Source organism: Rothia sp. HSID18069 (assembly GCF_003989155.1).
GTDB classification, from domain to species: Bacteria; Actinomycetota; Actinomycetes; order Actinomycetales; family Micrococcaceae; genus Rothia; species Rothia aeria.
In genome coordinates, this window is the sequence record NZ_RBMG01000002.1 from 255,118 (window position 1) to 278,024 (window position 22,907).

General features: G+C 59.0%; 17 protein-coding genes. 7 read left to right on the forward strand and 10 right to left on the reverse strand.

What is annotated here, in order from left to right:
- Nucleotides 1-57: 57 nt before the first annotated feature.
- The 3 genes from topA to D8M41_RS06945 form a co-directional block, all read right to left on the reverse strand.
- Nucleotides 58-2,859: a type I DNA topoisomerase gene (gene topA / locus D8M41_RS06935; protein ID WP_126926658.1), complete on the reverse strand. Its 2,802-nt coding sequence runs from the start codon at nucleotides 2,857-2,859 to the stop codon at nucleotides 58-60.
- Nucleotides 2,860-3,060: 201 nt separating this feature from the next.
- Nucleotides 3,061-3,480, reverse strand: a complete 420-nt coding sequence (locus tag D8M41_RS06940) for a pyridoxamine 5'-phosphate oxidase family protein (protein WP_023133706.1) — start codon at nucleotides 3,478-3,480, stop codon at nucleotides 3,061-3,063.
- A gap of 116 nt (nucleotides 3,481-3,596) precedes the next feature.
- The gene (locus D8M41_RS06945) at nucleotides 3,597-5,324 is read right to left on the reverse strand and encodes a DUF7059 domain-containing protein (protein WP_126926659.1); all 1,728 of its coding nucleotides are present in this window, start codon (nucleotides 5,322-5,324) and stop codon (nucleotides 3,597-3,599) included.
- Between the two features lie 368 nt (nucleotides 5,325-5,692).
- Here D8M41_RS06945 and D8M41_RS06950 point away from each other — a divergent pair, with 368 nt between their 5' ends.
- Nucleotides 5,693-6,466: a hypothetical protein gene (locus D8M41_RS06950; protein WP_126926660.1), complete on the forward strand. Its 774-nt coding sequence runs from the start codon at nucleotides 5,693-5,695 to the stop codon at nucleotides 6,464-6,466.
- Between the two features lie 80 nt (nucleotides 6,467-6,546).
- On the opposite strand, the gene D8M41_RS06955 is transcribed toward D8M41_RS06950, so the two are convergent.
- Nucleotides 6,547-7,617, reverse strand: coding sequence for an LLM class flavin-dependent oxidoreductase (locus D8M41_RS06955; protein ID WP_126926661.1), 1,071 nt, complete (start codon nucleotides 7,615-7,617; stop codon nucleotides 6,547-6,549).
- Nucleotides 7,618-8,035: 418 nt separating this feature from the next.
- On the opposite strand from D8M41_RS06955, the gene D8M41_RS06960 reads away from it, so the two are divergent.
- The 5 genes from D8M41_RS06960 (at nucleotide 8,036) to D8M41_RS06980 (ending at nucleotide 16,101) form a co-directional block, all read left to right on the forward strand.
- Complete coding sequence (locus tag D8M41_RS06960; RefSeq protein WP_126926662.1) at nucleotides 8,036-9,466, forward strand: hypothetical protein; 1,431 nt, start codon at nucleotides 8,036-8,038, stop codon at nucleotides 9,464-9,466.
- Nucleotides 9,467-9,874: 408 nt separating this feature from the next.
- Nucleotides 9,875-11,155, forward strand: a complete 1,281-nt coding sequence (locus tag D8M41_RS06965) for a hypothetical protein (RefSeq protein ID WP_126926663.1) — start codon at nucleotides 9,875-9,877, stop codon at nucleotides 11,153-11,155.
- Between the two features lie 935 nt (nucleotides 11,156-12,090).
- A complete protein-coding gene (locus D8M41_RS06970; protein ID WP_126926664.1) occupies nucleotides 12,091-13,404 on the forward strand; it encodes a hypothetical protein in 1,314 nt (437 codons plus the stop codon).
- Nucleotides 13,405-14,113: 709 nt separating this feature from the next.
- Nucleotides 14,114-15,493, forward strand: a complete 1,380-nt coding sequence (locus D8M41_RS06975; protein ID WP_238693488.1) for a hypothetical protein — start codon at nucleotides 14,114-14,116, stop codon at nucleotides 15,491-15,493.
- 143 nt (nucleotides 15,494-15,636) lie between these two features.
- Nucleotides 15,637-16,101, forward strand: a complete 465-nt coding sequence (locus D8M41_RS06980; RefSeq protein WP_126926665.1) for a pyrimidine dimer DNA glycosylase/endonuclease V — start codon at nucleotides 15,637-15,639, stop codon at nucleotides 16,099-16,101.
- Between the two features lie 175 nt (nucleotides 16,102-16,276).
- On the opposite strand, the gene D8M41_RS06985 is transcribed toward D8M41_RS06980, so the two are convergent.
- Together D8M41_RS06985 and trhO are read right to left on the reverse strand one after the other, a co-directional pair.
- Nucleotides 16,277-16,780, reverse strand: coding sequence for a GyrI-like domain-containing protein (locus tag D8M41_RS06985; protein WP_126926666.1), 504 nt, complete (start codon nucleotides 16,778-16,780; stop codon nucleotides 16,277-16,279).
- Nucleotides 16,777-17,691: an oxygen-dependent tRNA uridine(34) hydroxylase TrhO gene (gene trhO / locus D8M41_RS06990; protein WP_126926667.1), complete on the reverse strand. Its 915-nt coding sequence runs from the start codon at nucleotides 17,689-17,691 to the stop codon at nucleotides 16,777-16,779. The genes D8M41_RS06985 and trhO overlap by 4 nt, the downstream gene beginning before the upstream one ends.
- Nucleotides 17,692-17,915: 224 nt before the next feature.
- On the opposite strand from trhO, the gene D8M41_RS07000 reads away from it, so the two are divergent.
- Nucleotides 17,916-20,594: a DEAD/DEAH box helicase gene (locus tag D8M41_RS07000; protein WP_126926668.1), complete on the forward strand. Its 2,679-nt coding sequence runs from the start codon at nucleotides 17,916-17,918 to the stop codon at nucleotides 20,592-20,594.
- A 141-nt stretch (nucleotides 20,595-20,735) separates the two neighbouring features.
- On the opposite strand, the gene D8M41_RS07005 is transcribed toward D8M41_RS07000, so the two are convergent.
- The 4 genes from D8M41_RS07005 to D8M41_RS07020 form a co-directional block, all read right to left on the reverse strand.
- Entirely contained in the window at nucleotides 20,736-21,167 is a 432-nt protein-coding gene (locus tag D8M41_RS07005) for an Rv3654c family TadE-like protein (RefSeq protein ID WP_126926669.1), read from the reverse strand.
- Nucleotides 21,157-21,615: a TadE family type IV pilus minor pilin gene (locus D8M41_RS07010; RefSeq protein WP_238693490.1), complete on the reverse strand. Its 459-nt coding sequence runs from the start codon at nucleotides 21,613-21,615 to the stop codon at nucleotides 21,157-21,159. The genes D8M41_RS07005 and D8M41_RS07010 overlap by 11 nt, the downstream gene beginning before the upstream one ends.
- A 129-nt stretch (nucleotides 21,616-21,744) precedes the next feature.
- On the reverse strand, nucleotides 21,745-22,104 hold the full coding sequence (locus D8M41_RS11950; protein WP_238693491.1) for a DUF4244 domain-containing protein: 360 nt from the start codon (nucleotides 22,102-22,104) through the stop codon (nucleotides 21,745-21,747).
- 40 nt (nucleotides 22,105-22,144) lie between these two features.
- Nucleotides 22,145-22,888: a type II secretion system F family protein gene (locus D8M41_RS07020; protein ID WP_238693492.1), complete on the reverse strand. Its 744-nt coding sequence runs from the start codon at nucleotides 22,886-22,888 to the stop codon at nucleotides 22,145-22,147.
- Between the last annotated feature and the right edge of the window lie 19 nt (nucleotides 22,889-22,907).

A 22,907-nucleotide genomic window follows, 5' to 3' on the forward strand; every position in this document is an offset into this window, starting at 1 on the left:
ATAATATACAACTCCGTTAAGTCTGGCACAATGCGCACTCATCCAGCGTCAGACGAACTAGTCCTTCTTAGCCGCAGTCTTCTTTGCAGTAGTGGACTTTTTAGCGGTTGTTTTCTTCGCGGTGCTCTTCTTGGCGGTTGTCTTTTTCGCCGCGGTCTTACGCTTCGCAGGTCCCTTAGCACGCTTTTCGGCCAGGAGTTCGACGGCGCGCTCATGGGTGAGCGATTCGATGGTTTCCGAACGCGGCACCGTAATGTTGGTAACGCCGTCGGTAATGTACGGTCCGAACCGCCCGTCTTTGACCACGATATTCTTTTCACTGTTCGGGTCTACACCAAGCTCAGCGAGCGGGGGCTTAGCGGCGGCTCGCCCGCGCTGTTTAGGCTGCGCATAAATATCGAGCGCCTGTTCAAGGGTGATCGTGAAGATTTCTTCCTCAGACCCAATCGACCGCGAGTCGGTACCCTTCTTCAGGTACGGGCCAAACCGCCCGTTCTGCACGGTGATTTCGTTGCCTTCCGCATCGGTGCCGAGCACGCGCGGCAAGCTCATGAGTTTGAGCGCATCCTCTAGGGTTACGGTCGCCAAATCCATAGATTTGAAGAGCGATGCGGTGCGCGGCTTAGCGGGCTTGGGCTTCTTCTTCGGCTTGGGTTTGCCGTTCTTGTAGTATTCGGTGGGCTGCGCATCCAGGTACGCCTGAATCTGCTCCTCCGTCATCTCTTCGATAACTTCGGTAACGTAGGGGCCGTAGCGCCCGTCGCGGGCGATAATCTGGTTCCCGGAGGCCGGATCGGTGCCGAGCACACGCCCATCGGATTTGCCCTGCTCAAGCAGCTCTTTCGCTTTCTCAGCGGTCAGCTCATCGGGCGCCAAATCGGTGGGAACATTAGCGCGCACAGGGTCAGAAACCTCACCGGTTTCGGTATTGACGGCGCCCTCAGCCTCAAGGTAGGGGCCGAATTTACCCACGCGCAGCACAATGCCGTCAGCAATGCGGATCGAGTTAATATCGCGGGCATCAATATCACCCAGATTATCCACAATCGGCTTGAGCCCGCGTTTCTTCTGCACCCCGCCACCAAAGTAGAAGTCGCCCAGCCACTCCACACGCGACTCCTCGCCGCGGGCAATACGGTCAAGGTCTTCTTCCATCTGCGCGGTGAACTCATAGTTCACGTAAGGGCCGAAACTGTTTTCAAGCAGCCGCACCACCGAGAACGCAGTCCACGAAGGCACGAGCGAACCGGAACGCACCTGCACATAGCCGCGATCCATAATCGTTGAAATCACGGCGGCGTAGGTGGAGGGGCGCCCAATGCCCAGCTCGTCAAGAGTCTTCACGAGCGAAGCCTCAGTGTAGCGGGGCGGGGGCAGAGTCTCATGCCCGGCGGCTTCAATGTTTTCGGCGGTGAGCGGGTCACCCTGTGCGAGCGCGGGCAGGCGTTTCTCGGCGTTCTTGGCGTCGCGTTCTGCCAGGCGGGTTGCGTCCACCCCTTCCTCATAGGCGGCGAGGAAGCCACGGAAGGTAATGACGGTGCCGGATGCTGCGAACTCGGCGTCGCGCCCGTTGGATGCGGTTGCCCCTAGCCGCACGGATGCGGTCGAACCGGTGGCGTCTGCCATCTGCGAGGCGACGGTACGTTTCCAGATCAGCTCGTACAGCCGGTATTCGTCGTTGGAGAGCGCGCCGCGCACGGCGTCGGGTGTGCGGAAAGCGTCACCTGCGGGGCGGATTGCTTCGTGCGCTTCCTGCGCGTTTTTGCTCTTGGAGGCGTAGGTGCGCGGCGCGGAGGGCACATATTCGGCGCCGTAGAGTTCGGATGCTTGGCGGCGTGCCGCCTTCACGGCCTGGTCTGAGAGGGCCACCGAGTCGGTACGCATATAGGTGATGTAGCCGCTCTCGTAGAGGCGCTGGGCAACCTGCATGGTTACGCGCGATGAGAAGCGCAGCTTGCGTGCCGCCTCCTGCTGCAGGGTTGAGGTGGTGAACGGCGCGGCGGGGCGGCGTTTGTAGGGTTTGGTTTCGACCGAGCGCACCGCGAAGGGGGCGGCGGTGAGGGCTTCGGCGAGGGTGCGTGCATCCGCCTCTGAGAGGTGGGTGACTTTGGTGGAGGTGAGGGTGCCGTCGTCGGCGAAGTCTTTGCCGGTGGCAACTCGGGTGCCGTCAACCGCCACGAGTTTGGCGTCAAAACCTTCGCTGCTGGTGGTGATGAAATGCCCGGTCAGATCCCAGTAGTTGGCGGCGACGAAAGCCATGCGTTCGCGTTCACGCTCAACAACGAGGCGGGTTGCCACGGACTGTACGCGACCCGCGGATAGGCCGCGACCAACCTTGCGCCACAGCACGGGTGAGATTTCGTAACCGTAGATACGGTCAAGGATACGGCGGGTTTCTTGGGCATCGACCAGGTGCAGGTCAATATCGCGCAGTTCCCCGAAGGCGCGTTCAATGGCTTCGCGGGTGATTTCGGGGAAGGTCATGCGGTAGACGGGAACCTTGGGTTTCAGAACCTCTTTGAGGTGCCAGGCGATCGCTTCACCTTCGCGGTCACCATCGGTTGCGAGGTAGAGGGCGTCAACGTCTTTGAGTTTGCGTTTGAGTTCGGCGACTTTTTTCTTCTTGTCGGGGTTGACCACATAGTAGGGGTCAAAATCGTCGTCGATATTGACCGCGAACTTGCCGACCGGGCCTTTTTTCAGGTTTTCGGGCAGTTCGGAAGGCTGCGGCAGGTCGCGGATGTGTCCCATGGACGAATCCACCAGAAATTCGCCGCCTAAGTAACCGCTGATGGTCTTCACCTTCGATGGGGACTCAACGATCAGTAGGGCTTTTCCGTTCTTTGCCTTGGTGGGCACGGCTCTCCTCGTGTGGGGTGGTTTTCAGTCTAGATGCGATTCAACAATAGCGCATAGTGCGCCCGAAACTCCCATTGGCGGCGCAACGCGCCGGGTGTTCCCTCTATGTAAAGCCATTAATGTGGCGGGCGCAAGTTAGGGTGCGGTGGGGCAACGCGCCGGGTTCGCCCTGCGGGCTGGTGCCCGTGGTGTGGGCTGTGTCTACTGCCCGCTGTCGGTTTCAACCAGCCGGTATTCGCGGCCGTATACTTTGCGCGGCTCAATGCGCACCCACTGCATCTTATTGCCGTCGCTAAAATGACGCAACCCTAGAGTGTGCACCACATCCGGGGTCATTTCGTTGGGCAGCCAGTGCGCCACCCCTTGGACGATGACGGTGCGTATGCCTTCCGGCAGGGGCTCGTCGATTTCGAATGCTACGCGGCGGCTGACCACCACGGAGGAGAGTTTGTCGCCGCGGGTGGTGCGCAGGTAGATTTCGTCGCCGGTGACCCCGTAGAAGGCCGGTAGTACGTCTACGAACTGGCCGTCGGTGATAACGAGACGCCCGAGCGTGTTTTCCCGTATTGTTTCCCAGCAGGATTCGGTGCTCATCATCTGGTTGTGCTCTTGTATGCTCATTCTTTTAGTGTAGGGGGTGCGCCGGGCGGGGCATAAAAAGGCTCTTTATTCCAATAAAGCGTTAAAAACACCGCTTTATTGGAATAAAGAGCCTTTTTAGCATGGGGCGGGTGGGGTTAGCTGTTTTCGTCTGCGAAGTGCAGAAAGCTTTTTTCGATGAGTTCTCGAATAGCGACCAGCAGGGTGTCGCGCGGATGCTCGTTCTCGGTGCCGAAGGCGGCGTGCGCATCCGGCGTGTAGTCTTCCCAGCCCAGGAGCATGGCGAGCGCGCCCAGAATCTGCCCGATGCTCAGCTCGCCGTCACATGCGGAGACGAATCCGGCGGTTTCGGTTGAGAGCAGGATTGTTCGGCACAGCCCGGATCCGGCGCGCAGCAGGATCACGTTCGGATGCTCGGCGCCGGGGCGGCCGTGGCGTTCTTCGGTCACGTCTTCGGCGACCACCAGGTGGGCTTCGGCGAGCGCCTGATCGGTCAGGGCGGTAAGGCGGTCGAAGCGTGCCACGGCCTCGGTGATGCTTTGCGCGATGGGCTGGGCTATGGGGTAGGTGATGTCTTCGAACCGGTTCAGGGGTGCGGTTTCGGTGGTGTGCGCCGGGCGGCGGAGCCAGAGCATCCCGAACCCAATAGAATGAACGTTCCGGTTTTTAAAGTCGTCGAGATAGGCACGATAGGTGTTCTCGTAGTGGTCGCGGTCGCGGTTTTCACTCGCGTCTTTGAGCCAGGTTTCCGCATAGGATTCGGGGGTGAGCACTTCGCGCTGAATTACCCACGCTTCGCTCGGGGTGCCGGTGGCGGATTCGGCGAACCAGGTGCGCAGGCGCGCGTCCCAGGGCTGCGCCTCGCCGGTGTTGTCGCGGTGAATTTCCCAGTTGCCGAGCATCTGGGCGCGCCCGCCGGGCACCAGAACCTCGGGGATGCGCCGAATGAGTGTGCTGACAATATCGTCGCCGGGCAGCCCGCCGTCGCGGTACGTGAACTGGTCGTCGCTGCTTTCGTTCGCGCGGCGCGGGGTAATGACGAACGGCGGGTTTGAGACCACAAGGTCGAACTGCTCCCCCGCCACGGGCTCCAGCAAAGAGCCTTGTCGAAGGCTGACGCGTGCTTCAAGGTTCTGCGGGTCGAGTTTCAGAGCGGGGGCATTCAGCAGCAGGTTAAACCGGGCGAAGGCGAGGGCGCGCGGTGAAATATCGGTGGCCGTCACGTGGTCTGCGTGGGCGAGCAGGTGGAAGGTCTGAATACCGCATCCTGCCCCCACGTCGAGGGCACGCGCCACGGGGGTGCGCTCGGTAATCTGCGCCAGGGTCAGGGATGCCTGCCCAATACCCAGCACGTGGTCCTTGCGCAGCACCCCGGGTCGCTGATGCGCCCCCAAATCGGAGGTCACCCACAGCTCGGTGCCGTCATCAGCCGAATGCGGTCGCAGGTCAAACGCGGCGCGGTACTGCGGTTCTTCGCCGGTATTCTCGGGGGTGCGGGCATTGTCTGACTCCGCCGGTTCCACGAGGTGTGCCGCGATAAAGTCATCAAGTGCGGGTTCGCCGCCGAGCGCATCGGCAAGTTCCGTGCGGGTTAGGGTGCGTGCGAACAGGAAAAACCCGATTATGCGCGCCAGGCGGCGGTCAGGGTCGGTGGTGTTCGCATCATCGAGGATGTTCTGTACCCGCCAGGTGCCGGGCACAACCTGGTCGCGCGCCATTGCCTCAAAGGCGCGTTCCCCCAACAATTCACGTACCCCGTCGTAGCTGTAGTTGAGCTTCTCAAGGGCGCCCCGGATGCGTTCAAGCCGGGCGGTATCGTCGCTTATGGGGGTGTCGGGGATGCGGGAGTACAGTTCATCAGCCATGCTCCCCATTCTATAAAATGCTGCGGGCGCGGATGGGGTGCTTTTCTCTTGGGTTTCTATTAGTTGCCCCAGGGCTGGTGTGTCTGGGTCGGGTGTCTTGTGTGGGCGGATTATGTGACGCGCCGTGACGGGGTTTTTATGCTCAGCTTGTGGATATTTCCGTTTAAACCGCTATTATCCACAGGCTAGGGTACGCCGGGAAGCGAACCTTAGGCCATAATGCTTTTATAAACAGTATGGAAAAGCATGAAATACTATCTAATAAAATAAAAAATATAAAAACTGGCCTTAGTGAAGGGCCTGAACCCCAGTTTTCTCACGGTGGGCTGCGCGGCGGCGATACGGTTCGGCTCGCCCAGGGGCAGTACATGAGCGCCCCCGAGTGGGCTGAGCTGAACCCTGCTGATAAGCATTTGGCGCGTATTATTGCGCACGCCCGCGTGCTGCGTGACCCCGTCTTTAGTCACCGCAGCGCAGCCATTATTCACGGTATTCAGACGCTGAGCATCCCCGATAAACTCCAGGTGTTAGGAAGCGGCGGGGCAACCAACAGTGGCTTGCAGTACCGGCAGGATGAGCCCAGCCACCGCGCCACCATACTGACCGGCCCCGGCGGTTTGCGGGTGGTTGACCCCGTGACCGCAACCATTGGGAGCGTACGCGATACGGATTTCGCGGAGGCCATGGTGATTGCCGAAAGCACCCTGCGTTCCTTCCCCAACCTCACGCATAATGAGCTGCACGATAGCCTCATGGCGGTGCGCAGAAGCCGGGGGTCTAAGAATGCGCACCGTGTGGCGGCTGCCATGAGCCCCTTATCCGCTTCACCCGCCGAGACGCTGGCACGGGTGGCGCTTCTGAACCTCGGGTTGGAGCCGGTGCAGCAGTACCGGATTTCTACCCCGTTGCAGACGTTCCGGGTGGGTGCGGCACTCGTTGAGCACGGTGTGGTGGTTGAGGTTGTTGGCGCACCGGAGCACGCCCCGCCGCAGAATGTTTCACCGCAAGATACCCCGGCCCAGAAAGCCCGCGAAGAGGCGATTCGTGGCGAAGGCTGGGATTTTGTGTGTCTCACGTGGGCGGATGTGCGTTATCGCCCCGATGCGGTGGAGCGTAAGCTCCGCCGCAAAGGCGTTATCTAGCCATCCTTTACTATCCAGCCGTGCCCTGCCGGGGCAGTCCGGGGGCTCACACAGGCAGGGGGTTCAACCGTTCAGCCGCGTTACGCCTTCACCGTCAGCGCGGGTTTAATGTCCTTCACAATGGATTCGAGCATCCGCAGGTTGAAGTCCACGCCCAGCTGGTTCGGCACGGTCAGCAGCACGGTGTCTGCCGCCTGAACGGCCGCATCACGCGCTAGTTCTTCGGCGATTAGGTTGGGGTCGCCAATGTAGCTGCGCCCAAACCGGGAGAAGGTGTTGTCGATAATACCGGTGTAATCCTGCGAATCTTCCTCCGCGCGGCGGCCAAAATAACGTGCCGACTCGGCATCAATAATGGGGATCACCGAACGCGAGACCGACACACGCGGCACGCGGGTATGCCCCGCTTTGACCCACGCCTCGCGGTAGAGGCGAATCTGTTCGGCCTGCTGCTGGTCGAAGGGCATGCCTTTATCTTCGAGCATCAGCGTTGAAGACATGAGGTTCAGGCCCTGCTGCGCTGTCCATACGGCGGTGTTGTCGGTCCCCGCACCCCACCAGATGCGCTCACTCAGGCCGGGCGACTGCGGCTGCACGGGGGCATACTTGCCCTGTACTCGCGCAGAGGGTGCCATGCCTTCACCTTGAATTGCTTTCATGAAGAGGTCGAGGTGACGGCGTGCCATCGCGCTCTCATCTTCACCCTCAGCGGGGTAATATCCGAAGCTCTCGAAACCGCGGATAACGGATTCGGGCGAGCCGCGTGAGACACCCAGCTGCAGGCGTCCGGCGGAAATCAGGTCGGACATCGCGGCGAGTTCGGCCATATACAGCGGGTTTTCGTAGCGCATATCGATCACGCCGGTGCCAAGCTCAATGCGGCTGGTTTTAGCGGCGATCGCCGACAGAAGCGGGTACGGGGTGGCCTGCTGCTGGTCAAAATGGTGCACGCGGAAGAACGCGCCGTCCAGGCCGATCTCTTCGGCACCTACCGCCAAGTCGATAGCCTGGTGCAGCGAGTCGGAGGCGCTGTTCACACGCGATCCGGGAATTTCGGCCCAGTGCCCAAAGGAGAGGAAGCCGAGCTTCTTGCTGGTGCCGGGCGCCGGTTGGAGGTGTTCGAGGGTGGGAGTTGTTTTGTGAGCGTTCATTGTTCACTGCCTTCCGTGTGTTCCGTGTGCTTTTATCACAGGATGTCTAATTCTCGGTTATGCCCACCTACCCTAAACCCAATTACTTTACAAGTCAAGTATTTATGAAGGTTTGTGTCCACATTAAAAATATTCCGCGAAATATTCATCACACTACTTATTCTTATACAACTTTGCACGGTTGATTTTCAAGGGTGTGCGCATAAATATTGAAATAAAAATAAATGTCTAGTTGAATGTCACCAAATAGTAGTTCTGCACCTTCGTATGGCAGAATGACGGGTGAATACTCAGACGCCCGCCGAAGAGCACGCGCCTATTAACACTATCGACGTAGCGTATAGATATGCGCCAGCAATAATGTGTTGAGTTTTCACACCCTTCATATCACTCACGCTCATATTCAAGGACACATGCCATGACCCGGGGATTTTCTCGCAGAAATCTTGTTAAAGGGGCCGCTTGGGCTGCCCCCGCGGTGGTAGCTTCCACCGCGATCCCGGCGTACTCCGCCTCCATCATGGACCTCGCCCCCTGCCTGCATTTTGACCTCGAACCCGGTGAAGATTCCGCCTACGGTCTGCGCCAGTACATGCACGAAGTCGCCCCAGAACGCACCCCGCGCGAGCGCGCAATTGAAGACATCACCATCCCCGACGGTGTCTCGTACATGCGGTTCTACATTGAAGGCGGCCAAGGCGGCGGGGTTGATATGGACGACTACTCCGGCGGCTCAGGCGGCTACGGCGCGGAAGTAAGCGGAGTTATCGCAGTCACCCCCGGGCAGAAGTACCGTTTCTACTTGGCGGCTGGCGGTATCGGCCACTACTATGAGCCCGCCGACGGCGGTGACGGCTACACCCGCGGCGGCTCATCGGCGCTCATGCCGGAGTACGTGTACGAAGACTCCGACAAGGAGCGCATGACCAGTGCAGACTACAACCGCCTGATCATCTACTCAGGCTCGGGCGGCGGCTCATCGGCGCTGGCGCTGCTTGACGGTGACGCAGAAACCCTCATTGCCGTTGCAGGCGGAGGCGGCGGAGGCGGGGCACGCGGCATTATCGCCACTTCCCGCACGAACCTACCCGATGGGGCGAAAATGCCCACCTGGCGGCAGTTCGACCCCGATGTTCCCAAGTGGGCCCCGCGCTACAGCCCGCCCTACCTGGGTAACGGCGGCGACGGCGGTGAATCGAAGGCCAGCAAACCCAGCAAAAACGCTGAAGAGGTATACGCCCAGTACGGCGCCGGCCGAATTATTGCCCCCTCAGGAGCTACCGCAGGCAGGAACATCGGCCGAGGCGCACGCGGCGGCAACAACCCCACGTTCAGAAGTGCCCGCGGGCTCTCGTTCACAAGCACACCGCAGTCGCAGATCCGCTCACGTGGTGTTGCCGGGGCCGCTGGTGGCACTGGCGACTTCGGGCACGGCGGTGACGGCGTGGCCGCCTACGGGTATGTCACGAATATTGCCGCTACCCTGCCGGAAAACGCACAAACCTACGACTATAACGTGGCGGCGTACATTGTCTCCGGTGGCGGTGGCGGCGGCTATGGCGGCGGCGGTTCGGGTGCGGCCGTGGTGGTTGGCGCGCAAACCACCGACCAGCTTGCGAATAACTCCAAACCGCAAACGTACGCGGTGAGCGCCGGCGCGGTCTCTGGTGCTGGCGGCGCGGGCGGCAACTATGTGAACAGCAACGTGCTTGACGCACATGTTGAGATGGTTGGGTACAGCCGAGGCAAGAACCGTGAAGAGTTCACAGACGGCACGGCACAGTACTCGTTCTGCCCGTCACGCAACAACCAGATCGACCATGACGGGAAAATGTATCCCTGGCCTTAACCAAGGTTCACGAGCGATCAGCACACAGACTTATCTGGGCCCCATACGCTAATTGTGGGTATAGCGTGTGTGGCCCAGATAATTTTTATCCCCAAATAGGTTTAGTGGCGGTTTTCTCCTTGGCATGAATGGGTTCAAGGGGCAGGTTCGAGCGCCAGCGAATAGGGGTATCTTTTACTATTCACTTGAGTTTTAGAAACTATTCAATACCGCTTCTGCTGTGGAATAATAAACTGGTCTCTTCAAGGCGTTTCTTACGTGACCGACTTATCATACGGGCACGAATATTTTTGCAGTCCGCTGCGTGGCGGGCCTTATGACCTGCTGCATATGCTGCGCCCAGCGTGATGTGCACCTTGGGTGGGACGCTCACTCACATTCACTCAAACACAAGGAAAATTTCATACGATGACCCAAGAGATTTCACGCCGAAAACTCGTGACTGGTACCGCCTGGGCGGCACCTGCAGTGTTAGCTTCCACAGCAGTACCCGCCTATGCGGCATCATCGACACGTCTCATCTGCCCTAAAAGCAGTAGGATTACCGCCGCAGAAACAAACTATCACGAGATTGTTGTACCTGATGGGGCAGCCAGTCTGTACTTCGAGCTTGTTGGAGGCGCAGGCGGATACCTGGAATCGTATGCTATCGGCGGACATGGAGCAAAGGTCTCGGGGGATCTTGAGGTGATCCCCGGTCAGATCTTTAAAATTTATTTGGGTTCCTCCGGCCAGGCTTTCGGTACCCAACCAGCAGAAGGGGGTGCCGGATACGGTAAAGGCGGTTCTTCTAAGCTTTCTCCCTCATCGGTTATACCTGCCGAAGAACAGAAGATCCTGACAGACCTTAAAGCAGACAACGTAGTGATATACGGCGGATCAGGCGGCGGGTCATCAGCAATTGTGAGGGTTGATCCTGCTGATCCTGCACAAGAAACAGTTCTTGTTGTTGCTGGCGGCGGCGGAGGCGCCGGTCTCCGAGGTACCGCAGATGATTCCAGAAATACATCTGATCATAAGAGGGATGCCTCATGGGAGAATTACGGTTCCCCCTACATGGGGATGGGAGGAGACTCAATTCATCCACTACACTACGGTGGAGATGGTTGGTCCGTTGACGGAAACTTTTACGGCTACCGTAATTACTACGGATTCTACGAGGGGAAACAACTATTCGTACATGGAGGCAAAAGAGGATACGGTGGAATAGGGGGTAAAGGCTCAGAACCCGCCGAACTCCCCACTATTGACCCGTTTGTTTTCAAGAGCGTCGAACAGACACCTGTCACCATCCGCACCATGAGCACCACCGGGGGCATTGGAGGCGACGGTCTGCGTGCTCACGGAGCGGACGGCGTGGCAGCGTATGGGTATGCCTACAGCACCCATAAGTTTTATGGTGATGACGCTAATGCTTCAGAATATGTGCATGCCGTCTCTGGGTATGCGGTTTCACCCGGTGGTGGAGCTGGCTGGGGCGGTGGCAGTTCAGGTGGTGTTCTCGCACTTGGAATGCAAAAGTATGATGAGCACAGCGGCGAAGTGTACGCCATTGGCATGGGGGTCACGATGGGTGGCGGCGGTGGCGGCGATTCTTATATTTCTCCAGACATAGGTGGAACCTACTTTACAGCATCTACTGATCTTGAGCCGGGGTACCTGGAATATGGTTTCTGTTTCCCCGCCTAGGTCTAATGATGAACTTATGTCATAAAACCAGGTTATAGGCCTCTCTGCGCACCCCTAGCTGCGGCTTCCAGCCGCACACAGGTGAAGCTCTCAATCCTACCCGTATTTCATGCCCTGCCAATGGCATGAAATACGGGTATACACCAATGACGTGTTCTACGCCATCAGTACCGATGTTCACACTGCCGGCGGACGGTGTTGGCTAGTGTTTTTGCAGCTGATTGCATGATTGGAACAGCCTATATTTATGCATTTAGCGGTGGCGCGGTCAATAGTGGAGCGGTGCATATTCTCCACCCCACCTCACAGCAGGAGCATCACACCTAGCAACAGATGCACAGCAGCAATAATGCAGCTGCTTACTTGGGGTTCACCCACCCCTTGATTCCCCTGAAATACAGCGGACTATAGAGCTTCTGGTAAAGCTTTATATAAACCTATAGTTGGAGCAACGGACTTTCTCGTTTGAATGTTTAACTTTCAAATGAGAGGGTTCGTTTTTTGTCTTTTCATGGCTCCCAAGACACTATTTTTAAGGTGTTTTCCATCACGAAAAACCTGTTTTTTATGCGATGCGCATCATAAAATAGCCACCTGTCACCGGTTTACTACACCGGTAAAACATTAAAACGTATCAAGGGGTGGAATAAGTACAACCAAAAAGTAGAGTATATGCAACCTGGATAGGTTGTTTATCATATTTTCAAGAAAAAATCTACCCAATCGTCAATATTTACTTGAGTTTTATGAGTCCTGCGGGCACACTGAGGGGAGGTGCCTTCTCAGGTGCCGTAGTACTCGCTCAGCTTTCAACTGTCATCAGTAGGTATTGATTTCCCGCACGCAGTATTCACCCTCTTGTGGCTACCACGCGCCCAATACCCACGCAGTGACACGTTCACACTCGAACTACTACACTCAAGGACATGCAGACCATGACCAGGAATATTTCCCGCAGGTCGCTCGTGGCAGGCGCCGCTTGGGCCGCCCCCGCAGTGCTGACATCTACAGCTATACCCGCGTATGCATCTTCAGTTAACCCCTGCCAAAACCTCAATGACTTCGAAGCACGCCAGACAGTTGCCCCAGGTCGTGCAAATAATAAAAAGGGCTACGAAGAAATAACTGTCCCCGAAGGTGCCACCTACATGTGGTTTAAGATCCAGGGCGGTTACGGCGGCGGCGTCGACCATGCTAACCGCAACGTCGGTGATGGCGGCGCAGGCGCAGATATTGAGGGAACCATTAAGGTCACCCCCGGACAGACCGTGAAGTTCCATGTGGGCGCTGGCGGCCTTGGCCTCTACGACAAGCCTGCCGCAGGTGGTGAAGGCTACGGGAACGGCGGTAGCTCCAACACTCTTCTTGAAACCGGCGTAGAAGTATCTGACCTGGATGAAATGCAGAGCCCCACCTACAACCACATTGTGGTGTACTCGGGCTCAGGCGGTGGCGCAAGCGCCGTGCTTATTAGCGATAAGGGATCTTCGGAAGAAAAACTGCTCGCCGTTGCTGGCGGCGGTGGCGGCGGTGGCACCCGCGCTATGACCCAGGCAGCACGTGAGACTCTAAACGGCACCAAGCTGGCTGGCTGGAAGACTGACGGTGGTTTCCCGGTACTCAGTAATGGCGGCGATGCGAGCGACTTCCCGCAGGCTGGCAGTAACGGCACCGAGGTGTACAACGAATACCCCTCCGCAAAAGTAACTGTACGCGGCGGTAACCCCGGCAGCGGCGCAAACGGCGGCGCAGGCGGCAGCAAAGCCACCTACAGCACCGCTAAGGACCTTTCCTTCTCCAGCACCACCGAGTCAAATATCCGCACCAGCACCGTAGCAGGTGTTGCGGGCGGTTCGGGCGCGAAAGCTAATGGTGCCGACGGTGTAGTGGCATACTCCTACTCAATCAGTACCAAAGAAACCGACCAGCCCGACGGCGGAAGCCCTTACAAGTTCAATGTAACCGCATACGCTGTTTCTGGCGGTGGCGGTGGCGGCTACGGCGGCGGCGGTTCAGGCGCAGCAGCAGCTATTGGCGCACAGACTATTAACGTGCTGGGAGATGGGAAGACCGTAAGCGATGCCTACTCAGTGAGTGCAGGTGTGGTCGCTGGTGGGGGCGGCGGTGGCGGCAGCTTTGTCGCGGCGGACGTCATCAACCCCACCTTCCAGCGCTCAAGCGGGCAGGGCACGGTTCGCGGCGAGTCCCGTGACGGTATTGGCCAGTACGCATTCTGCGTCTCCAAGTAGCGGCTGATCCGGCCCCCATATCGGCCGGTTAGCCTAAAAAATATATAAGCGTGTCGCACGGCGGCGCGGACACCCGGGATTATTTTAGGGTTTATCTCTTGGGTGTTCGCGGTGCCGTGCGGCTTATTTATTGCTCATCCCCGCCACCTTGAGTGGATAAAAATGCATTCTAAGACCAGTGGCTTAGTTTTCTCTTAAACACCCCAAAAGGTCTTTATAAAGCTAGACTTTACAGTTTAGTAAGCCAACATCACACCACACTATAAATGCATATATATTCTTAAATATCGGGCTTATGTGGCATACTTATGAAGGAGCGCCGGTCGCATTGCTGCGGCAGTACGGCAGACTCAAGTATTCACTCAGCTACAGTAGTCTAGCCCCATTGCGCCTCTCCCCCATTACGTGGGAGAGGCGCATAAGCGCCGGGTGCTCTCAGCTCAAACACAAGACCAACCCAAGGACTACATCACACATGACACGGGGTATCTCACGCAGAAAACTCGTCGCCGGTGCGGCATGGGCGGCACCAGCCGTCCTCGCCTCCACCGCCGTATCTGCCTCTGTCACGATAGCCCCGCTGGCCATGACATCACTCACACATTGTGAAGCCTCATCAGCCCTAACCTGGCGGTGCAGCGCATTGTTCCTTAGGGATCATTGTGCACGGTAAACACTCACAACAATTTCAAACACAAGGATATTTTCTATGAGACGAGGCATTTCTCGCCGAGATCTGGTGACCGGAACCGCATGGGCTGCGCCGCTTGTGCTGAGCACCGCCGTTATTCCGGCGTATGCATCATCATCTGCCGACGACGGCCCCTGCCTAGACCCCGATAAAAGCTACGAGATTTTTGCCAAGGATATGCGCATGGCGGCGGAAAATCGTGCAGCCGGTGAAAAAGGCTATGAAGAAATTGTGGTTCCCGACTATGCCTCATATATGCGCTTTGATCTACTCGGCGGTGTAGGCGGTACCCTTATTGCACCATACTCGGAGTTCACAGGACCTAACCGAACCGGTGGTACTGGAGGCGGCGGCGGCTACATTAAGGGAACCGTCAAGGTAACACCCGGGCAGCGCATCAAATTCTATGTGGGTACCAGCGGCGTCGGATATTATGACCGCCCCGCCAAAGGCGGCGAAGGGTACGGTAACGGCGGTTCGTCTGCGGCACTGCCCACCGAACTGGGGTCAGACGTACAGGGTAAACTGAACAGCCACAGCAATAAGGTTACGGTCTATTCGGGCTCCGGCGGCGGTTCTTCAGCAATCGTCATGGTCGATGCACAAACCTCCCAAGAAACCGTACTCGCCATCGCCGGAGGCGGTGGAGGCGCGGGCGCACGCGGATTCACACACGCTACCCAGGAGGGAGGAACATGGATAACAGACGACCCAACCTTCTATGAAAGCCCTAATCTGCATATTGGTCGGGGCGGTTCCGCAGGTGATGACTATGTGCCAGAAGGCTTGGGATTCTCGGGGCAGGAACGTTACCACCAGCACTACGACGCCGAGGTTCTAATTCCCTCCGGATCGAACGGCAGCAGCGCGATCGGTGGCTCTGGCGGTGCCCTAGCTACCGTCACGGGAGATAAAGAGCTGACCTTTGACTCTACTGCGCGAACAGAGATTCGTACCGGAAACTCTGCGGGCAAATCTGGTGGCTCAGGCCCCAACGGCAACGGGGCTGACGGCGTTGTCGCCTATGGGTACGCACTCAGTACTATAGGCAACACGAGTGATGACCGCAATGCTACCGGGTACATTGTTTCCGGCGGCGGTGGCGCGGGCTACGGTGGAGGCGGGTCAGGTTCGGCGGTGGCTGTCGCATCCGAAAGTCTCAAGTCTGATACCGCGTTTGTGGGTGTTGCCTCCGGTGGTGGCGGTGGCGGCGGAAACTTTGTTTCCCCTGACGTAATCGATCCCTATATTACCGCTGAAGGCGGCTCATCCGTAGTGGTGGGATCAACCACAGACGGTATGATTAGGTATTCTTTCTGCCCTTCAGATCCGAATAAGCAGCCCGATCCGGAGCCTACCTCGCCCGAAGATCCAGACTGGATGGCGCGGAACTCGTAGCATAGAGGGTACCTACACTAATGTGGGGCGCTCGCATCCTGTTCAGATGCGAGCGCCCCACAGGTGCATTCTGCCTCAATATTTTTGGGCAGACCGCTGCTGTTTTACCTAAGAGCGCAGGTCTGCGGCTGTATAGTGGATGGATGCGTATTTGGTCTGCCCACCCGTCCCTTCTTGACCGTCGCGCCCTGATCGCGTGCTGGCGTGAGAGCCTGCTTGCGCAGAAAGTGCTGCGCGGGCTCACCCGAGGGTACACGAATCATCCGCAACTCATTCGGTTTCGTGCGCATTCTCAGCCGGTAGAGGCTATTGGGGCTTATCTGCATGGGCTCGCTGATGAGGCACAGCTGCGTGGGTACTCCTTCAACCGTTCGTTGATTGCCACTGAGCGGGGTAAGAGCCTGGATCCTATTCCCGTGGCCGAGGGCCAGCTTGCCTACGAATTGAGCTTTCTGGCGCACAAAGTTGCCGGGCGAGATGCCGATTGGGAGCCTATTCTTACCGAGCGTCTCGCGAAATTCACCCAGGCCGGTAAGCCCGCGGTGCACCCCGTGTTCGAGGTAGTCCCCGGCGATATAGAGGCTTGGGAGAAGACCAAGGAGTTCTAGAGTTTCAACAGGATAGTCTTCCCGAAGCGATCCATATCAGCCTTCTGGGGAGAAGGTGTTCCGAGGGTTGAACCCGTATCTCTATCTCCTATACGATAAAGATACAACGGGCTGGATACCAGAACGTTGCCAGCCAGGACTCCCTTTGTAGGGTGTCCTGTTACTTTAAAAATCTTTACGATACAGGAACCTCTAGCAGCGGAACCCACAGTTCCATCGTGTAGTCTGCCGCCTGCATATCGCCGCGACCGTACACCTCCAGACCGCCTAACGGGCGGTACTGCGGATGCGACGGGAAAAACTCACGCTCAAAGCTCTCAAAACCTGCCGGAATAGACCGCGAAATCGGCCCGGTAACCTCAACCACCGCGTAGGTGCTCGCGGGAAGTTCCAGCAGACCCAGCCCAAGTTTATGCGCCGAGGCACGGTCATCAACCAAAATACCGGCCGTGTAGCGCACGAAACCATCGGTACTGGGTTGGGTGCACACGCCAATGTACTGGGTGACCGCCAGAATATCGAGCATCGCCGGGGATGCCTTTTGATTCAGCTCATCCCACAGCGGCGTGAAATCGTCCCCCAGCTTATACACCTGGGATACTCCCGCGACCAGCAAAGAGCCGTGTTTTTCAATGCGCGCGGGTGAAACCGTCACGGGCGCCTGCACGGACTCGCTCATGAGATACCGGCCCCTACGCTCTGGCGGTCAGCCGCGCATTCGGGCACGCAGCGGCGTTTCGCATCATCGGTGGCGCACTCGGGGCACAGGAGCACAAGCTCGCGGCAGCTCTCATTCGAGCAGTTCTCAAATTTATTAGACGGTGCCGAGCAGCGCTCGCACTGGCCGATCGTGACGGTATCCGGGGTGAACTCCATGTGCATGCGCTTGTCGAACACGTAGAGCGAGCCCTCCCACAGGGACTTATCGCCGTACTTTTCGCCGTAGCGCACAATACCGCCGTCAATCTGGTAGATCTCTTTGAATCCGCGATTTTTCATGAGGGCGGAGAGGATTTCGCATCGAATGCCGCCGGTGCAGTAGGTGACGACGGGCTTATCTTTCAGATCGTCATACTTGCCCGATTCGATCTCACGAATAAAGTCGTGGGTGGTGCGCACATCGGGCACCACGGCGTTTTTGAACTTACCGATTTTGGCCTCGAATGCGTTGCGTCCGTCGAAGAAGACGACTTCATCGCCGCGTTCTTCCACGAGTTTGTTTACCTCTTCGGGTTTGAGGTGCACGCCACCGCCGACCACGCCGTTTTCGTCTACTTTGAGCTCGTCGGGAGCGCCAAACGCCACGATTTCATCGCGCGCTTTGACCGACAGACGGGGGAAGTCTTCGGCACCGCCCTCAGACCATTTGAATTCCATGTTCTTGAAGCCGGGGTACTGGCGGGTCTCTTTGGTGTACGCCTTAACCGCGCTGATTTCGCCGCCGAGCGTGCCGTTAATGCCGTGTTTGGAAATGAGGATGCGCCCGCGCAAACCGAGCTTCTCGCACAGGGCGCGCTGCCAGAGCATGACCGCCACGGGGTCGGTTATGGGGGCAAACTGGTAATACAAGATAATTCGATTCTGAGCCACCCTCCTATTTTACGCTTTCTGGGTACATCGTGTGTGCCGTGGCGGCGGCGCTCATCCCGTAATGTGGCCGATAATCCCTGTTTTTCCGCAGGATACTCCCGCGATGATGGGTTGCATGTGGTGTCTTCACCATGAGGTATGTCTCGTCGTTTTTCTGCCCCCTTGCACCGGTTGGTTTCGCCGTTTTCTGGTAGCGAATGCCTGCCTGCTGGGGCGGGTGGAACATGCCGGGCACCCCTTTGATTGCCCACGCTGGTTTACCGTACCCGAGGTTTTACAATGGTGTGATGCGCCCCGAACCCTCCCCCGACTCCCCGGCTGATGAGCACCCCGGATTCTCCCCTGCCTCGCGCCCCGACGAGAACCTTCGCGAGCAGCTGAGCAGGCTTGTACCCAAGCTCCCCGGCGACGGCTCGCTACCCCCACAAATCACCCATGTGCACCGCATCCCCGCACGTGAAGGGCAGTATTCGCCGTGGCCGCACTGGCTGCACCCGCGCGTGATTGAGGCATTCGAGTCGCTAGGCGTGCACGAACCGTACACCCACCAGGTGCAGGCGGCACAGGCAGCGCATTGCGCCTTCGATGCTGCACTCGCCGAAGACGCACACCGGCTCTCCTTCGGGCGAGCATCCGGGCAGGGGCACGATAAGTCAGGCACAACGGCGCGGCACGTGATTGTGGCGACCGGGACCGCATCCGGAAAATCGCTGAGCTACCTCATGCCCACATTCGACGCCCTCTACCGCGGGGCGCGCCGTGAACCGCTCAGCACCACGGCAGCGGATGCAGGTTCCACAGGTTTTCATCAGAGAGCGAACGTTCTATATATTTCACCGGCGCGGGCACTCTCAGCCGACCAGCTCAACGCCATTACTGCCTATCATCTTCCCGGGCTCAACGCCGCCACCTATGACGGCGACACCCCGGTGCAGGAGCGGCGGTGGGTGCGCGAACACGCTAATTTTGTGCTCACCACACCGGATATGCTCAACTACGGGATTCTGGGCAACCACCGGCAATGGGCGAACTTCCTGCGCGGGCTGCGCTATGTGGTGCTTGACGAAGTGCACAGCTACCGCGGCGTGTTCGGCGCGCATATCGCCAATCTGCTGCGCCGCCTACGCCGAGTCTGCGCGCTCTACCGCGTAAATCCGGTGTTTTACGGAGCATCCGCCACGAGCGCGAACCCTGCCGAGTCTTTCGCCAAGCTCATTGGAGTGCCCGAGGGGAGCATTGACGCGATTACCACATCGACCGCACCCCGCGGAGAATCCACCGTCATCCTGTGGGAACCGGAGTTCCTGCCCGATACGCAGGTGAGGGATAAACTCGCCGCCGGTGCGAGCGCCTTCGACACCCGTTCCGAGGCGGAAAAGCAGGCACCACAGCGCATCTCCGCTATCGAACAGGGCGCCCAAATGCTCACCGACCTGGTACTCTCACGCACCCGCACGCTTGCCTTCACCCGGTCGCGGCGCGGCGCCGAGCTGATCTCTCAGCGAGCGCAGCGCTACCTTGATGAGACCGAGGCGGGGCTGGCGCATCGGGTGGCGGCGTACCGTTCGGGGTATATGCCCGAGGAACGCCGTGAGCTTGAGCATCGGCTGCGCACCGGCGAACTGCTCGGGCTGGCAAGTACCTCTGCGCTTGAACTGGGTATCGATATTTCCGGGCTGGATGCGGTGCTCGTGGCGGGCTGGCCCGGAACCCGCGCATCCTTTATTCAGCGGATTGGGCGCGCCGGTCGCGGGGGTCAGGATGCGCTCGCCGTGCTTATCGCCGGGGACGATCCGTTGGATACGTACCTGGTGCATCATCCGCAGGCGATTTTTGGGCAGAGCGTGGAAGCTACCGTATTCGACCCAACGAACCCGTATGTGCTTTCTCCGCATTTGTGCGCTGCCGCGGCGGAGTCGCCGCTGCGTGCCGAGGAGCTTTCCCTGTTCGGCGAGCATACTGAGGCTCTGCTTAACCGGTTGGTGCAGCAGAATTATCTGCGCCGCCGGGCGGACGGCTGGTATTGGACGCACGCGGAGTCGGCCACGAATCTGGTGGATCTGCGTGCCACCGGCGGTGGCCCCTATCAGCTGATTGATGCCGAGGATGGTTCGCTGATTGGCACAATGGATTCGGCGCAGGCAATGACTCAGGGACACCCGGGGGCTATCTATATTCACCAGAACGCCCAGTATTTGGTGGAGTCCCTGGATGAAGCGGCGCGCGTTATTCTGCTCTCGCGGGTGTACCCCGACTATTACACGCGGGCGATTGAGGCGACCGAGGTGAAGATTCTGCAGGAAAAGGCGGGTGTGCGGTATGAGTTCGACGGTACTCAGCCCGATGCTGCTGGGCTGACGATGCATCGCGGGCGGGTTCAGGTGACCGATCAGGTTATGGGTTTTCAACGGTTTTCGGTGTACGGCAGTGAGTACCTGGGCGATGAGCCGATGGAGATGCCGCCGAGCATCCTGATGACCGAGGCTATCTGGTTTACCTTTGAGCCGAGCTACCTGTTTGCCGCCGGTGTGGTTGAACCTGATGCACCTGGCACCCTGCACGCCGCAGAACACGCCGCCATCGGCTTATTACCGCTGATTGCGACCTGCGACCGCTGGGATTTAGGCGGACTCTCCACCCTGTACCACGCCGATACGGAACGCCCCACCATCTTCGTGTATGATGCAGCACCCGGCGGAGCAGGCTTTACCCAGCGCGGGTTTGAGGCGGTTCGCACCTGGCTGGGCGCAACCCTGGATGCTATTGATTCCTGCGGATGCGAGAGTGGCTGCCCCTCCTGCGTGCAGTCTCCCAAGTGCGGCAACCGCAACGAACCACTGTCGAAGGCGGGCGCACAAAACCTGCTGCGGGCAATGCTGCACTCACTCGATGAGGCCGGGTAGCGGCACCGGCGCGGTGAGGGCAGACGTGCCCTTTACGAGGTGCCGTGCTGGGATGATGGCTCGTCTAGCGGCACCATTATTGATACAGCACCGAGGTGCCGTGAACACTTTGCGGCAGGGCCCGTTATGGCCCGCACATGGCTACTCGCCACCGGTGTCATCGGGTGCCCCCGCTCGCGCCTGGCCTTTTGCGTCGCCTAGGAACGCGAAGGGGCCGGTAATGGGAACACTGACGCGCACATCCATCGTGTCGGGGCGGGAAGGTTCGGTGCAGGCGGCTAAGTTCGCCCCGTTTTCCTGGGCGATGCGCGCAGCATTCGCGCACGGTTCTCCTTCGCTCAGGCCCCTGAGCGTGTCGGCGGCGGCGAGAGCGCTCAGGTCAGCCGCAGTGGCGGCGCGCCGGTGGGCGGTGTAGGCGCCCGCCGCTCCGAGCGTGAGTACCGTGAGGATAAGCACCCCGGCGATAATGGTGAGGGCAAGCACGGTGCCGCTGCCTTCTTCTGTGGCACGCCCAGCCGAGGCGGTGCGGGGTGTGGGAGCATTAGCACGTATTACAGAATGTTTATTCTTCATGGTGTGCGGCTTCCTCAGTATCTTGCAGCCCCTCGGATCCTTCGACGCTGGCGGTTGCCTGTGCGCGGAGCGTCCAGCCGGTGGTTGCGCCGATAACCCCGGGGGCTTTCCGTTCGGCGCTCACACGCACCGTGTTCCCTTCGCGGGCAATGCTCACGGCGGCATCCCGATCCGTTTGGGAGACGGCCGTGTGGATGCTGGCTTCGGTGTCTCCCCGTGCGGCGGCGCGGGCGGCAACCCGCGCAGCGTCCTCTAGCCGAACCTGTGCCGCCCCTGTTGCGACGGCACCTAAGCAGAGGGCCAGTACGAGGGTTACCCCCGGCAGCACCACCGCGAATTCGGCGGTTACTGCCCCGTGCTCAGCGTCAGAGGGGTCTGCGGAACGTATTTTTGAGGGGCCGGGTGCTGAGGAGGGTTCACGCACCCGCCACGGCGAATATATACGCATGATTATTCACTCTTTACTGATGTATTACGGCTGCCAAGGCGTGCAATTCCCACCGGGTAGAGCAGGGAATCACACACCGCCCCGGGTGTACCAGCTAAAGGGGGAGCACCCGGGCGGCGGCGCATAGTTCTACCCAATGGAGAGGGCATTACGGATTACCCCCAGCAGCATTTCACGTACCTCATCTGATTTGAGGATGGCTACCAGCAGCCCCGCGAAACCGACGGCGGCGAGCATCACAATACCGTATTCCGCAGTGCTGGCGCCTTCTTCAGGGTCACCCACCGGGGCGTGGGCGGCGGTGTTAGCCCCGGTGGCGGTGTACGCGGCGGTAATACGGTCGGTGTCGATCATCCCGGTTGGCAGCTGGGCGAACTGGGAGGCTTGGCGGCACAGGGGTGTGCACACTTCGGTGGTGCACCCGGTGTCGTGGGTCGCCAAAAATTCCTGGTTTGCCAGTGCGGTGAGGGAGGGGTATACGGCGGTCATGGTTATTTCCTTTCATGGATTTTTATTAGGTTGCGGTGTCTTACCCTGCCAAGGTAGGCAGCAGCGACACCAAAATCGGTATGATGCTCAGGCAGATAAATGCTGGTAGCGAGCACAGTCCCAGCGGCAGCACGAGAGCTACGGAGAGTTTCCCCGCGGCGCGTTCGGCGGCACGGCGGTTACCGGTGCGGTGCGCATCGGCTTGGTGCCTGAGCAGGGTGGCGCTGGGTGCCCCGGAGGCGTAACCCGGTGCGAGGATGCGCCCCAACTCGCCTAAGAGCGGGTCGGCGGTGTGCGGCGCCCACGCGGTATCCCAGTCTGCCCCCAGGGTGAGGGCAGCGCATATACTGCGCAGCCGCCCGGGCGTTCCCTGAGGCTGCGATGGTGCGGCATTCTCAGAGCGTTGTTTACGTTTTCGCTGAGTTGGCGGAGGGGTGCCGGGCAGCGCATCGGCTAAGGCGGTGAGCGCTTGGTGCAGTCCCAGCCCGGAGTCGAGCTGAGCGGCGAGTATTTCGAGAGCAAGAGCCGTGTCGATACGGGGCCCTGCGCTTTTTGCGGCCGTCTGCCCGGTGCGTTTAGTGCGTAACGGCAGACGGGTTTTTACACTCTGCGAGTCCAGATGCGCCGTAGTGTGAGAACGGGAAACCCCATCAGAAAATAAAGAATGCTTATTCTTTTTTGTTTCACGTTGAACATTTCTGCGGTTGATCATACGGCGTGCAATCGACAGGGCGCAGGCCGCACACAGGGCGAATAGGCTGGCGGTTATCAGCAGATCATCCACGTTTTACTCCTCTCACGGT